Origin of the sequence: Solihabitans fulvus, assembly GCF_008386585.1 — a bacterium.
Lineage (GTDB): Bacteria > Actinomycetota > Actinomycetes > Mycobacteriales > Pseudonocardiaceae > Solihabitans > Solihabitans fulvus.
In genome coordinates this window covers 124,004-137,237 of sequence record NZ_VUOB01000028.1, presented here as the reverse complement: position 1 = coordinate 137,237, position 13,234 = coordinate 124,004, and the positions used below count along the sequence as shown (strand labels likewise).

The following is a 13,234-nucleotide window of genomic DNA, read 5'->3' as shown; positions in this document are numbered from 1 at the left end:
CTGGATTCCTAGGAGCCAGGGACGATCTGCCGGCCGGTCGCGGACGCGATCTGCTGGGCCGCGGAGTCCAGGGCGGCCTTCGGATCCTTGCCGCCCTGCATCACGCCGGCGGTCGCCTGGTCGATGATGTCGGCGGCCTTGGAGTTGTCACCGGTGTACTCCACCGGCGGGATGCTCTTAGCCAGGTCGGCGAACGTCTTGAAGGCGGTCTGGCCGCCGTAGTAGTCCTGCGGCCCGGTGACGTAGGAGTCCGACAGTGCCGGCATGTACGCCGGGAACAGGCCCTCGTTCTTCAGCATCGACACCTGGTTGCCGGTGTCGGTGAGCACGAACCGCATGAACGCCGCCGCGGTCGCGGAGTTCTTGGTCTGCGCGGAGATGCTCAGCAACGAGCCGCCGTCGTTCGAGGTCTGCGTCCCGCCGGGTTCGAAGGCGGGCAGCGGCGCGACCGCGAACTTGTCTTTGAGTTCCGCCATCTCGCTGGACAGCGTGCCGGACCACCACACGGCGGTCGGCGTGGTGGCGACCTTGCCGTCCTTGGTGGCGGCGACCAGGGCGTCCCAGCCCTTCTCGTAGTCGACCAGCCCCTTGTCGGCGAGGGTCTTCAACACGGTCATCGCTTTGACTGCTCGCGGGGTGTTCACCGCGACCTTGCCGTCGACGAAGAACCGCTGGCCCTGCTGCTGGAGCAGCGTCGGGAAGGTGCTGTCCTTGGTCGGGTCGATGACCAGCAGCTTCTTGCCGGTCTTTGCCTTGATCTGCTCGCCGGCCGCGACGTAGTCGTCCCAGGTTTTGATGGAAGCCGGGTCGACGCCCGCGTCCTTGAAGACGTCGGTCCGGTAGAACAGGCCGCAGGGGCCGATGTCCCAGGGCAGCGCGAAGACCTTGCCGCTGTCGTCGGTGCCGGTGCGCCACGCGGCGGCGTTGAAGTCGCCCTTGTCCTTCCCGGCCAGCGCGGTCAGGTCGTAGAAGCCGTTGGGGAAGCTGCTGAGGTAGCTCTGCATCTTCGGGCCCTCGACCTGGAGGATGTCCGGCAGCCCCGAGCCGGACTTCAACCCGACGGTGATCTTGTCGTAGGCGTTGTCGTAGCCGATGTCGACGACGTCGATCTTGACCCCGGGGTGCTGCTTCTCGAACTCGGGCGCCAGGCGTTTGAGCGCCTTGGCCGCCACGTCCCAGGACCAGACGGTGACCGTGCCACCGACCTGGTCCTGCGTGCTGACGGCCGGTGCGGGCTTGGCTGCCGTCCCGCCGGTCGCGCAGCCGCCGGCTGCCAGCGCCGTGACCGTCGTCAGGGCCACGATCCCGGCGAGCAACACCGATCGCCGCGTTCGTCCTGTTGACACCGTGCCTCCTCGGTCTGTGATACTGAATGCTGTATACAGCACACTGCATTACGACCGTCGTCAAGAGGTTCGAGCCAGGAGAACGGAGAGTCCGTGGCCCACCCCTACATCCCGAACAGCGTTCCGGCGGTCCGGGAGCGCATGCTCAAGGCCGTCGGCGCCGCGAGCGTGGAGGAGTTCTACGCCGACATCCCCGAGTCGATCCGGCTGCGGCGTCCCCTCGACCTGCCGGCGCCGCTGCGCTCCGAGGCCGAGCTGGTGCGGCACCTGGACGGCCTGCTGGCCAGGAACACCCCGGGGGCGCTGAGCTTCCTCGGCGCGGGCTGCTACCAGCACCACGTGCCCGCCGTGGTGGACGAGGTCGCCACCCGAAGCGAGTTCCTGACCGCCTACGCTGGCGAGCCCTACGAGGACCACGGCCGGTTCCAGGCGCTGTGGGAGTACCAGTCGCTGATGGGCGAGCTGCTGGAGCTCGACGTCGTCAACGTGCCGACCTACGACGGATTCCAGGCGACCGGAACGGCGCTGCGGATGGCCGGCCGGGTCACCGGGCGCCGCACGCTGCTGATCGTCGGGCCGGTGGACCCGGACAAGCTCTCCAAGATCGCGGACTACGTGCGACCAGATCACGACGTGGTGCTGGTCGACGCGGCCGCCGTCGCGGACCTCGACCTGTCGGCGGACGTCGCGGCGGTCTACTGCGAGACCCCGAACTACCACGGGATCCTGGACGCCTCGGTGCCCGCCCTGGCGGCACGGGCGCACGCGGCGGGCGCGCTGCTCGTCGCCGGGTGCAACCCGATCTCGCTCGGCGTGGTCGCCCCGCCGTCGGCCTACGGCGCGGACATCGTGTGCGGCGACATCCAGCCGCTCGGCATCCGGATGAGCTTCGGCGGCGGGAACGCGGGCTTCATCGCCACGCGCGACGACCCGCGGCTGGTCTCCGAGTTTCCCTCGCGGCTGTTCGGCGTCATCCCGACGACCGTGGAAGGCGAGTACGGGTTCGGCGACGTCGACTACGAGCGAACCTCATTCGCGGTGCGCGAGGAGGGCAAGGAGTGGGTCGGCACCGCCGCAGCGCTGCACGGCATCATGGCCGGCGTCTACCTCGCCCTGATGGGCCCGCAGGGGATGCGGGAGATCGGCGAGACGATCCTCGCGAACACCGCCTACGCGCAGCGGCGCCTGGCCGAGATCCCCGGTGTCGAGGCGCCGAGCGCGGCCGCGGGGCAGGTGTCCTTCGCCGACTTCCTGGTGCGGTTCACGGGTTCGCTGACCGCCGCGGAGGTGAACACAAGGCTGCTGGCCCTTGGCATCCACGGCGGCAAGGTGCTGTCCGCCACCGACGCTCTGTACTGCGTCACCGAGATCCACACCCGCGAGGACATCGACCGCCTCGCGCAGGCACTGGAGGAGATCACCGCATGAGTGCGCACTCGCCCCGAACCTCCGTGCCGCCAGCCGAGGCGCGCGTCGGCGCCAAGCCACGGCTGCGCCGCTTCCACCAGGCCAGCTGGGACGAGCCGCTGCTCTTCGAGCTGACCAGCCCGGGCGAGCGTGGCGTCGGCGTGCCGACGACCGACCTGCCGGTGCCGGCCCTGCCGGCCGGACTCGCGCGCGAGAGCGCCCCGCAGCTTCCCGAGCTGTCGCAGCTGCACGTGCTGCGGCACTATCTGCGGCTGTCACAGGAGAATCTCGGCGTCGACCTGAACATCGACGTCGGCCAGGGCACCTGCACGATGAAGTACTCCCCGAAGGTGAACGACACGTTCGTCGTGGACCAGCGGATCAGCGAGCTGCATCCGTTGCAGGACGAGAGCACCGTGCAGGGCGTCCTGGAGATCATCTACCGGCTGGAAGGCCTGCTGAAGGAGATCTCGGGCATGGACCGGGTCTCGCTCCAGCCCGGTGCGGGATCGGCGGCCATCTACGCGAACGTGTCGATGATCCGGGCCTACCATGCGTCGCGCGGTGAGGCCGAGCAGCGCGACGAGGTCATCACCACGATGTTCTCCCACCCGTCGAACGCCGCGTGCGCCAAGGTGGCCGGGTACAAGGTGATCACCCTGATGCCAGACGAGGACGGCTACCCGGACATCGAGGCGCTCAGGGCCGCGGTCGGGCCGCGCACCGCCGCGCTGCTCATCACCAACCCCGAGGACACCGGCATCTTCAACCCGAGGATCGAGGAGTTCGTCCGGCTGGCGCACGAGGCGGGCGGGCTGTGCTGCTACGACCAGGCGAACGCCAACGGGATCCTGGGGATCACCAGGGCGCGGGACGCCGGCTTCGACCTGTGCCACTTCAACCTGCACAAGACGTTCTCCACGCCGCACGCCTGCGGCGGCCCGGCGGCCGGCGCGTGCGGGGTCTCCGAGGCGCTCGTCCCGTTCCTGCCCCGGCCGACGGTCGAGTTCGACGGCTCCCGGTACCGCCTCGAGGACGACCGACCGGAGTCGGTCGGCAAGATCCGGCCGTTCTACGGCGTCGTGCCGAACCTGGTCAGGGCCTACGCGTGGATCATGTCGATGGGCGCAGAAGGGCTGCGCGAGGTCGCGGAGACCGCCGTGCTGAACAACAACTACCTGATGGCCAAGGTGTTGGAGATCCGAGGCGTCTCGGCGCCGTACGCGAAGGGGCGGCGGCGGGTCGAGCAGGCGCGCTACAGCTGGGAACAGCTCAACGCGGACACCGGGATCCACTCCGAGCAGATCGGGGTGCGCGCCGCGGACTTCGGGACGCACTACTGGACCAGCCACCACCCCTATGTGGTGCCGGAGCCGATGACGCTGGAGCCAACCGAGTCGTACTCGCAGGCCGATCTGGACGAGTACGCGGCGATCCTGGCGGAGGTCGCGCGGGAGGCCTACGAGGAGCCCGAGGTGGTGCGGACGGCTCCGCACCGGTCGACGATCCACCAGCTGAGGCAGGAATCGCTGGACGACCCGGACACGTGGGCCGTGACGTGGCGCGCCTACCGGCGGAAGCTCGGCGCAGGCGCGTGAGATTCGGACTGGTGGTCAACCCGGTCGCCGGGATCGGCGGCCGGGTCGGCCTGAAGGGCAGCGACGGGGCCGAGGTGCAGCGGCGGGCGCTTGAGCTTGGCGCCGTCCCGCTGGCGTCGGCGCGCGCGGGCGTGGCCCTGACGGAACTGGTCGCGCGGCTGGGTTCTAGGTCGTGTCCCGTGGATCTCTTTCCTGCTGCGCGGGGCCCAGCTGCCGCCTCGCCGCGTTGCGCCCACGCCCCCATCCAACACCGGGATGGGGACGCGTGCGCGCCTTGCGAGACGACACCTGGATCCCCGCTCGCGACGGAAAAGATCCACGGGACACGACCTCCGACGGTCCTGACCGCGGCGGGGCCGATGGGGGAGGAGGCGGCGCGGGCCGCCGGGCTGGAACCGGAGGTCGTCTATCGGCCGGAGTCGGCGCCGACCTCGGCCGCCGACACGGTCGCGGCGGCGGCGACGCTGGCCGGCGCCGTCGACCTGATCCTCTTCGCCGGCGGCGACGGCACGGCGAGGGACATCCTCGACGCGGTCGGGACCGGCGTCCCGGTGCTCGGCATCCCGACCGGCGTCAAGATGCACTCCGCCGTGTTCGCGGTGAACCCGAGGGCAGCCGGGGAGATCGCCGCGTCGTTCTCCGGTCTCCGCGACGCGGAGGTGATGGACCTCGACGAGGACGCGGTCCGGGAGGGCAGGGTGTCCGCGCGCCTCTACGGCCACCTGCGCGTGCCGGACGTCCCGGTCCGGATCCAGCAGCGCAAGACCGGCAGCTCCTCGGTGTCGCCGGACGCGGTCGCGGGCATCGCGGCCGAACTCGTCGACTCGCTGGCTCCCGGCGAGTTGTTGGTCCTCGGGCCGGGAACCACGATGCGGTCCATCGCGGCCGTCCTCGGCGTCGACGTGCCGGTCATGGGGGTCAACGTGCTGCGCCTCACCGACAACCGCACCGCGGGCCTCGTCGCGTCCGACGTCTCCGCCGATCGCCTGCTCGCCCTCGTCTCCGCCACGCCAGCCCGGATCGCCGTCACTCCCATCGGCGGTCAGGGTTTCCTCCTCGGGCGAGGCAACCAGCAACTCTCTCCCGACGTCCTGCGCGCGGTCGGCCCCGATCGCGTCCTCGTCGTCGCCACCGAGGCGAAGGTGGCCGCGCTGCGCGGCCGTCCGCTCCTCATCGACACCGGCGACGACGGGGTTGACCGGGAGTTCCAGCGCTACCTGCGGGTGGTCACCGGCCGCCGCCGTACGCTTCTCTATCCCACGAGCTAAGGAACACGGAACCCTCGATATGGCCAGTCTCATGGACCTCACGGGCAAGACCGCCATCGTCACCGGCGCCGCCTCCGGCATCGGCCGCGCCACCGCAGCCGTGCTGGCGGAGCTCGGCGCAGGCGTGGTCCTCGCCGATCTGGACGCCGAACGCGGCGCCGAGGCGGCCGAGGAGATCGGCGGAACCTTCGTGCGCTGCGACGTGTCCAGGGCAGCGGACTGCGACGCCGTCGTCTCCGCCGCCACCGAGACCTACGGCGGCGTCGACATTCTCTTCAACAACGCCGGCATCATCCGCCGTTCCACCGTCCTGGAGATCACCGAGGACGACTGGGACCTGGTGATGGCCGTCAACATCAAGTCGATCATGTTGCTGAGCCGCCGCGCGGTCCCGCTGATGGCTGCGGCGGGCGGCGGCAGTATCATCAACACCGGTTCCGGTTGGGGTATCAAAGGTGGCGCGAGCGCGGTGTCCTACTGCGCGTCCAAGGGCGCGGTCGTCAACATGACCCGGGCGATGGCCATCGACCACGGCCCGCAGAACATCCGCGTGAACTGCCTGTGCCCCGGCGACACCGCCACCGGGATGCTCGCCGACGAGGCCCGCCAGCTCGGCCAGCCGGTCGAGTCCTTCTACACCGACGCGGCCGACCGACCGCTCGGCCGGATCGGCCAGCCCCGCGACATCGCCAACACGGTCGCGTTCCTCGCGAGCGACGCGGCGGCGTTCGTCAGCGGTGCCATCATCCCGGTCGACGGAGCCGGCACCGCCTGAGCGGGCGGAGTCGCCGAACCATATGGACAATGTCGACCAGGCCGATCTCCCCCGGAAGAGGTGACCGCAACGATGTCGATCGAGCGTCGGCCACTACGCGAGCAGATCAAGGACGTTCTCCTGGAACGCCTTGGTCGCGGCGAGTTCCACCCCGACCAACCGATCAACGAAGTCCACCTGGCCGCCGAGCTCGGCGTCAGCCGCACCCCGCTGCGTGAGGCCCTGATCGGCCTCGAACGCGAGGGCATCATCGTCAGCGAGCGGGGCAAGGGCTTCCGCTTCGCGCCGATGAGCCCCCAGGAGTTCCGCGACTTGACCACGATCGTGGCCACGCTGGAAGCCCTCGCGCTGGAGCTGTCGCCGCCGGAGTACCTCAAGGACATCGCGCCCCGGCTCCTCGAGGAGGCGCACGCGTTCTCCGCGCCGAAGGCCGAGTACGAGGTGATCGAACGCTACGACGACGCGTGGCACGACATGCTGCTGTCGGGGTGCCAGAACGAGCGGCTGATGGACCTGATCACGACGCTGAAGCTGACGATGCACCGGTATGAGCGCGTGGTGGTTGGGGACCAGCAGGTGCTGGAACGGTCCGCCGAGGAACACGAGCAGATCGCCGAGTGCCTGGCGGCCGGGGACGCCGCCGGTGCGGTGGCCGCGCTGAAGGGCAACTGGGAGAGCGGGATGCACCGGATTCTCGAGAAGCTGGGGTAGGCCGGGGCGCGGCCGTCGGGTCGGGCTAACGGGAGTGCTTCATGGTCTGTCCGGCCTTGTCCCAGTTGGAACGGAGCGTGTCCACATAGGACTGGGCCTGCGTGCCCGGCTTCGTTCCCTGGGCGAACAGGATCATGTTGCCGGCGCCCGCGTTGTAGCCGAAGGCGAGCATCTCGTCCTTGGTGTAGCTGGCCGGCCACGTGCCGGGCAGTTGCGCAGCGAGGTCGTGCAGGTGCCAGGCCGCGGCCTGGACGGCCAGGTTCGGGTCGTCGGGCAGCTCCTGCCAGTCCCTGCCGGCGAACGGGCGGCCCCGTTTGGCCTCGTCGAAGGCGGCCTTGTGCATGTTGGCGATGCCGAACGCGGAGTCCGGCTTCGACTTCTGCCACGCGCGTTCGAAGGCCGGGTCGTGCGGCTTGTACGACTCGTTGTACAGGATCGCCATCAGCAGCTGCGGGTCGACTCCCGCGCTGGCCGCATGGGTGGCGACTTGGTCGGCGAAGCGCTCCGGGCGGTAGTCCGCGCTCGGTGCCGGCGAGCCCTGGCTCGGCGCGCTCGCACTCGGCGCGGGTGCCGGGCTGGTCGCCGACGACGCGGACCCGCTCGCCGGGGCGGCCCCCTGGCCGGTGGGCGACGGCGAACACCCGGTCACGACGGCGGCCAGGACGACCGCCGCGGACCCCAGCAGTAGCCTCGCCCCGACCCCGCCCGTCAACCGTGGGTTCCCCGCCGTCACGCTCCACCATCCGCCCGTCGACTCCGCTGATGCCGCCGCGGCCACCGCACCGCACGCGGCCCCTCGACCAGCACCGCAGCGCAGCCGGGGATCCTTGATCACGCCGACCACCGTACGCGCCTCGCGCGCGAACCTGGCCAGGAGCGCGGCCGACCCGGCGGCCGTGTTCTGATCGGCGGGGTCAGTCCGCGCGGGTCACCGAGATGAGCGTTCCAGCGCGCGCAACACCAGCGCCACCACGACGAACCCGCCGATGAGCACCATCGTGTAGCCGAAGTCAGTCATCGGTGTTCGTCCCTTCTCCGCCGCGCCCGACCGCGGTGCCGGAGGCCAGGATGCGCCCGCCGCGCGGCGATGCGCACGACGGGCTGACGAACCCTTGACGCCGACCAGCGAAGTCCTCACGCGGCGCTAAGAGCCTCAACCGAGGCCGAGCACGCCGGGACTGAGGGTCGACACCGTTCCGTTGCACCAGGACTGCTGGCGCAGCCAGTCCACGGTGGCCTCGTGGTCGTCGACCCCCACGGGGGCGACCAGGTTGCCGTCCTCGTCGCGGCCCACCCTGCGCGTGCTGCGCACCAGCACCTGATGGTCGCGCTCGGCGATCAGCCTGGCCATCAGGCCGTGCCCCCGGCGGTGGTCGTCGGGGCTCGTCAGGATGATCACCGGCGCGCTGTCCAGATCGCGCGGGTAGTAGCGGTCCGCGAGCAGGGGAACGCCGTCATGCATGGGAACGGCGAGGTCGCGCTGCACCGCGATGCGGTGTGTGCGTGCGGGGCTGAGGCCCATGCGCGCCGCGAGGCGACGGCTGCCGATGCTCATCGCGGAGGGAAGTGCGCGTGCCGAAAGTGTCCACAGTGGACCTGACACGAGATGCGGCGGCGTGCGGCGACGGAGATCATCGAGGTGCCTCTCTGGATCGGTTGGCCGCTGTGACAGCGGCGCCGACCAGGCTTCCCGGCTCTCCGGCGGTAACGATAGCCCGCCGGGACGCCGTCGGGGCACGTCTTGACGAAACCCGAACGCCGAGCTCACCTCGCGGCGCGTCTCCCGACGGTGTCGAGATTCGACATCGGTCACGCGTCGTCGCCGAGGCCGGCGTCCTCCAGGTCCAGCATGCGCTGGATGCGCCGCCGCACGGCGTCGTTGACCTCGCCGCCGTCGTAGAGCTGGTTGAGCGCCGCGGTCTCCACCGCGATCAGGTCGCGCCGCAGCCTGCGGTAGGCCGACGCCGTGGAGTCGGTCGGCGGCGAGCCGTTCAGCCGCGCCCGCGTCCGATCCACCCTGGCGGTCAGGTTGCGCCGCAACCGTTGCACCACCACGTCGGGCACGGCCTCCAGATCCGACAGCTGGTCGAGGTGGGCGAGGCTCGCCCTGGCCAGGTGCAGCCGGGCCGAGGTCTCCTCGTTGCGCGTCTCGTCCGGTTTGGTCACCACCCCGGCCAGCCACACCAGCGGCGCGAGCGTGAAACCCTGCACCACCAGCGTCGTCACGATCACGGCCGTGGCCAACACCAACACCAGATTGCGTTGCGGCAGCGGGGTTCCGCCGTCGGTGGTCAGCGGAATGGACAGCGCGGCGGCCAGCGGCACGACGCCCCGCGCGCCCGCCCACGACACCACCGCGGGCACCTGCCAGGCCGGTCGCCGCGCGCCGCGACGCAGCTGCGCCACCACGGACAGCGGGAACACCCACAGCACTCGGACCGCGATGAGCGTCCCGGTGACGGCCAGCGCCTGCCACGGCCAGTTCCGGTCCGAGCCTTCCAACGTGCGGATCAGCCACGGCAGCTGAAGGCCGATCAGGCCGAACACCACGCTCTCCAACAGGAAGATCACCGTCTGGTAGACCGCGCCGACCTGGAGGCGGATGTGCGCGGTGGTCAGCCGCGCGTGCTGCGCGCCGAGCAGCACGCTGGCCACCACCACGGCCGTCACCCCCGAGGTGTGCACGGCCTCCGCCAGCACGTAGGCGGTGTAGGGCGTGACCAGCGCGATGACGGTCTCCAGCACGGGATCCTGGGTGCGGCGGCGGATCAGCAGCAGCCCGCCGGCCACCAGTCCGCCGATCACCAGGCCGCCGCCGGCGAGCACGAGGAACTGGCCGCCCGCGTGCCCCCAGGAGACGGCGCCGCCGGCCACCGCGACCGCGACGGCCACCCGGAACAGCACGAGGCTCGTCGCGTCGTTGAACAGGCTTTCCGCCTGCACCAGCACCTGCACCTTCGGCGGCAGCGACAGGCGGCGGCCCAGCGCGGACACCGCGACCGGGTCCGTGCTGGCGAGCACCGTGCCCAACACGAACGCCATGCTCGTCGGCAGCGGGGCGACCAGGCTGGCCACCGCGCCGACGGCGGCGGCGGACGCCAGCACGAGGCCGACCGCGAGCACGGTGACCGGCCGCCACACCCGCCGCAGGTCCCGCCAGGACATCTCCTCGCCGGCCGCGTACAGCAGCGGCGGCAGCACCACGAGGCTCACCACGTCGGGTGTCACGCGGATCTCCGGCACACCCGGCAGCAGGCCGACCACGACACCGGCCACGACCAACAGCGACGGGGCCGGCACGCGCAACCGTCGCGCCGACGTGGCCACGAGCGTGGCCACCACGACGAGGAAGAGAACGGTTTCCACGCTGCGCATCGCTGCGGCCCTCCACCGGGTCGAGTCCCATTGCCGACCAGACTTCCCGGCGCATCCGAGCAACACCCTAACCCGCGAGTGGCTGCGGGGCATGGGGTAGCTCGTGCACGGTGGCGTGGCGAGAGCGCGTGTGCCACGACACAGCCGAGTCGGGCGATCGGCGGGTCCAGCGGCAGCCCGGGGGCGGACGATGCCGGGGCGATCTGGGATCGTTACCGGTGGGGGAGCGGCGACACCCGAAGGACGGTCGGCGCGGCGAGGGGGACCTGATGCGTTGTTCGGACCGTGCTGCGGTGGACCAGCACGCCGCCGTGACGTTGCGCGCCGCGCGGGAGTTCTGGCAGCTGCCCGACGACGAGCTCGACCAGTTGCTCGCGCTGATCCGCGAGGCGGGCCGCACCGAGCTGAAGCTCGTCGTCCCGGAGCCCGCGCACGAGGCCGCCTGCGCGACGCTCGGGGTCGACCTGGCCCGCGCCCGGCTCCGCCGGGTGTACTTCCTCGACACCGAGGACCTTGCGCTGCACCGGCATGGCGTGGTCGCCAGGGTGCGCAGCATCGACCGCAAGCCGGACGACTCGGTGATCAAGCTGCGGCCAGTCGTGCCGGCCGACCTTCCGCCCGCGCTGCGCCGCGCGCGGGGGTTCGTCGTCGAGGTCGACGGGATGCCCGGCGGCTACGTGTGTTCCGGCGCGCTGAAGAAGCGCCTCGGCGTGGCCGACGTCGAGCGGGTGGTGACGCTGGGGCACCCGCTGCGCTCGCTGTTCTCCAAACCGCAGCTCGCCCTGCTCGCCGCCTACGCGCCCCGGCACGCCGGACTCGACGGGCTCACCGTCTTCGGGCCGGTCGAGGTGCGCAGGCGCAAGGTGACGCCGGCCGGTGTCGACGGCGTGCTGGTCGTCCAGCAGTGGCGTTATCCCGACGGTTCCCGGCTTCTCGAGCTGTCCACGCGCGGCGCGGCCGACGTGGCGCTGCGGGTCGCCGGCCAGGCGGCGGCGTTGCTGCGTGCGCGCGGCATCGACCTCGCCGGCGCCCAGCAGACCAAGACGCGCGCCACGCTGGACTTCTTCACCCGGCTACGGCCGGGCCTGGCGGAAGGCGCGTGATAAGCCCGGCCGGCTTCCTGGTGGTCAGGACTGGGTGGACCCCAGCTGTCTGAGGAAGACGTCCAGGGGGTCGAGCTGAGCCCAGAGCTGGTCGAAGTGCCGGATGAAGTACGCGGTGAACGTCGGGTCGGCCACGCTGAACCCGTTGAGCTTCTGCCTGCTGCCGCCGGAGAACGCCACGAACGCCGTGTGCTGGTCCATCAGGGCCATGTTCAGCCCGTCCGCCGTGGTGTGCCAGGGCAGCACGGCGATCTCGTAGTTGCGGATGTCCTTGGTCGCGGCGTGGTGGTCGCGGATCCAGTCCAGCATGGCCGGCTCCGGCACGCCGTTCTTCTCCGGCACGCCGATGATGCGGCGGACGCTGCGTTCGCTGTCGTCGCGCGTGTCGGCCCAGTCGAGCAGCGCCTTGAAGTACTCGGCCGAGGTCGGCGTGGTGAAGTCGGTCGGTGGGTACCGCCGCACGTAGGTCACGCGAATCTCGGTCGTGGCGCGGCGGGCCTGCTCGGCGCACGCCGCGTAGAACTCGATGTGGTTGGTGTACCAGGTGGCGCCGATGGTGCTCGTCGCGGTGATCTCGGGCTGGGCGAACAGGGACCGGGCCCCGTCCGACTCGGCTTCCTGCTTCGCGGCGAGGTCGGCGCCGGGCAGCTAGTGCCGGATGGCGTCCAGCGCTCTGCGGGTCGCGTACCACTCGGCTCGCCAGGGATCGAGGTTGGCATCGGGCGCACACGCCCTGACGAACCGCTCGACCCATTCCAACGTCGGGAAACGGCGGCCGGTCAGCTTCTCCGAGATCGTCGAGTGGACGGCGTTCATCTTCTCGCCGAGGGTGACCTGGGTCGGACTGCCGCAGCGCGCGTGCAGGTCGCGGAGTTTGGCGGCGAACGCCGCCTGCGGCTCCGGCGGTGGCGACTGCTGAGCTGGCACGGCAAACCCTCCCGGTGATGGCCCTGTCGACGATTGTCGCGCGTTGTCGGCGCCTGTCGCCGGCATTCGACCCGATCGGCATGTCCGGACGGTTGATGGCGCTTGTCGCCCGGTGTCGAAAACCGCGCACCGACCGTGAGCGAACGGGATCCTTGGTGTTACCGCCACCGCTCCGCTGTGGGCGGGTCAGGCCGAGGGCCACCAGGAAGATCGGAAAGGTGTCGTCATGTACTTCGACCTCAGGATCGCCGTCCAGGCAAGGACGATCGCGTTCATCGCCGTGCTCGGCATCGGGCTCGTCCTTGTGCTGTCGGGCTCGGCCGGGTCGGGCGGCTTCGCGCTGCTGCGCCCCGAGGTGTTCCTGGTGGCCGCGGCGCTGCTGTCCGGCAGGCGCGTCGGTCTCCCGGCGCTGCCGCAGGCGGACCGGACGGGAGGCGCGCGGTGACCCGCGCCTGCCCGCTGTGCGGCACGGTCGGCGAGCACCGCGAGACGCCGGTCGAGCGGGTCGCCGACTGCTCCGGCCAGCGGGCGGTCGACGTCGCGGTCTACGCCTGCGCACGGTGCGGACGCCGCTCCGGCTTTCGCGTGCCCGCCGAGGGTGTGGCGTCGGTGTCGCTGGACGAGCGATGCCGACAGGAACGGAACTTACCGCCATTCGGCGCAGAACGGTCGCCCATTGTGTAGCTGGATCCGGGCCCTTCCGAGCCATTACCGTTGGATCCGG

Annotated in this window: 14 protein-coding genes; 8 read left to right on the top strand and 6 right to left on the bottom strand. The window is 71.0% G+C overall.

The annotated features are described in order from the left end of the window. Nucleotides 1–8 precede the first annotated feature (8 nt). Nucleotides 9–1,346: an ABC transporter substrate-binding protein gene (locus F0L68_RS16980; protein WP_223198856.1), complete on the bottom strand. Its 1,338-nt coding sequence runs from the start codon at nucleotides 1,344–1,346 to the stop codon at nucleotides 9–11. 93 nt (nucleotides 1,347–1,439) lie between these two features. On the opposite strand from F0L68_RS16980, the gene gcvPA reads away from it, so the two are divergent. The 5 genes from gcvPA to F0L68_RS16955 all read left to right on the top strand — a co-directional run bounded on the left by gcvPA (nucleotide 1,440) and on the right by F0L68_RS16955 (nucleotide 7,105). Beyond that, nucleotides 1,440–2,774 (top strand): aminomethyl-transferring glycine dehydrogenase subunit GcvPA, encoded by a 1,335-nt coding sequence (gene gcvPA / locus F0L68_RS16975; protein WP_149850552.1) that lies wholly within the window; start codon nucleotides 1,440–1,442, stop codon nucleotides 2,772–2,774. Continuing rightward, a complete protein-coding gene (gene gcvPB / locus F0L68_RS16970) occupies nucleotides 2,771–4,351 on the top strand; it encodes an aminomethyl-transferring glycine dehydrogenase subunit GcvPB (protein ID WP_149850551.1) in 1,581 nt (526 codons plus the stop codon). Before gcvPA ends, gcvPB begins: the two co-directional genes overlap by 4 nt. Then, entirely contained in the window at nucleotides 4,300–5,619 is a 1,320-nt protein-coding gene (locus F0L68_RS16965) for an ATP-NAD kinase family protein (protein ID WP_306463155.1), read from the top strand. The genes gcvPB and F0L68_RS16965 overlap by 52 nt, the downstream gene beginning before the upstream one ends. A gap of 19 nt (nucleotides 5,620–5,638) precedes the next feature. After that, complete coding sequence (locus tag F0L68_RS16960; protein WP_149850549.1) at nucleotides 5,639–6,394, top strand: SDR family NAD(P)-dependent oxidoreductase; 756 nt, start codon at nucleotides 5,639–5,641, stop codon at nucleotides 6,392–6,394. Nucleotides 6,395–6,466: 72 nt separating this feature from the next. Further along, a complete protein-coding gene (locus tag F0L68_RS16955) occupies nucleotides 6,467–7,105 on the top strand; it encodes a GntR family transcriptional regulator (protein WP_149850548.1) in 639 nt (212 codons plus the stop codon). A 25-nt stretch (nucleotides 7,106–7,130) separates the two neighbouring features. Here the strand turns inward: F0L68_RS16955 and F0L68_RS16950 are convergent, their stop codons facing one another. From F0L68_RS16950 to F0L68_RS16940, 3 genes are all read right to left on the bottom strand, one after another. Then, complete coding sequence (locus F0L68_RS16950; RefSeq protein ID WP_223198855.1) at nucleotides 7,131–7,940, bottom strand: transglycosylase SLT domain-containing protein; 810 nt, start codon at nucleotides 7,938–7,940, stop codon at nucleotides 7,131–7,133. Nucleotides 7,941–8,258: 318 nt separating this feature from the next. After that, nucleotides 8,259–8,660 carry a CocE/NonD family hydrolase gene (locus F0L68_RS16945; RefSeq protein WP_149850547.1) on the bottom strand — a complete coding sequence of 134 codons (402 nt, stop codon included), beginning with the start codon at nucleotides 8,658–8,660 and terminating at the stop codon, nucleotides 8,259–8,261. A gap of 254 nt (nucleotides 8,661–8,914) precedes the next feature. After that, nucleotides 8,915–10,480: a Na+/H+ antiporter gene (locus tag F0L68_RS16940; RefSeq protein ID WP_149850546.1), complete on the bottom strand. Its 1,566-nt coding sequence runs from the start codon at nucleotides 10,478–10,480 to the stop codon at nucleotides 8,915–8,917. A 293-nt stretch (nucleotides 10,481–10,773) separates the two neighbouring features. Here F0L68_RS16940 and F0L68_RS16935 point away from each other — a divergent pair, with 293 nt between their 5' ends. Next, nucleotides 10,774–11,583 (top strand): CYTH domain-containing protein, encoded by an 810-nt coding sequence (locus F0L68_RS16935; protein ID WP_223198854.1) that lies wholly within the window; start codon nucleotides 10,774–10,776, stop codon nucleotides 11,581–11,583. Nucleotides 11,584–11,607: 24 nt separating this feature from the next. On the opposite strand, the gene F0L68_RS16930 is transcribed toward F0L68_RS16935, so the two are convergent. Both F0L68_RS16930 and F0L68_RS16925 read right to left on the bottom strand, forming a co-directional pair. Next, the gene (locus F0L68_RS16930; RefSeq protein ID WP_149850544.1) at nucleotides 11,608–12,054 is read right to left on the bottom strand and encodes a phospholipase D-like domain-containing protein; all 447 of its coding nucleotides are present in this window, start codon (nucleotides 12,052–12,054) and stop codon (nucleotides 11,608–11,610) included. A gap of 177 nt (nucleotides 12,055–12,231) precedes the next feature. Next, nucleotides 12,232–12,510: a helix-turn-helix domain-containing protein gene (locus tag F0L68_RS16925; protein ID WP_149850543.1), complete on the bottom strand. Its 279-nt coding sequence runs from the start codon at nucleotides 12,508–12,510 to the stop codon at nucleotides 12,232–12,234. Between the two features lie 226 nt (nucleotides 12,511–12,736). Between F0L68_RS16925 and F0L68_RS16920 the strand changes: the two genes are divergently transcribed. Further along, nucleotides 12,737–12,955: a hypothetical protein gene (locus F0L68_RS16920; protein ID WP_149850542.1), complete on the top strand. Its 219-nt coding sequence runs from the start codon at nucleotides 12,737–12,739 to the stop codon at nucleotides 12,953–12,955. Continuing rightward, on the top strand, nucleotides 12,952–13,194 hold the full coding sequence (locus F0L68_RS16915) for a hypothetical protein (RefSeq protein ID WP_149850541.1): 243 nt from the start codon (nucleotides 12,952–12,954) through the stop codon (nucleotides 13,192–13,194). The genes F0L68_RS16920 and F0L68_RS16915 overlap by 4 nt, the downstream gene beginning before the upstream one ends. Nucleotides 13,195–13,234 lie beyond the last annotated feature (40 nt).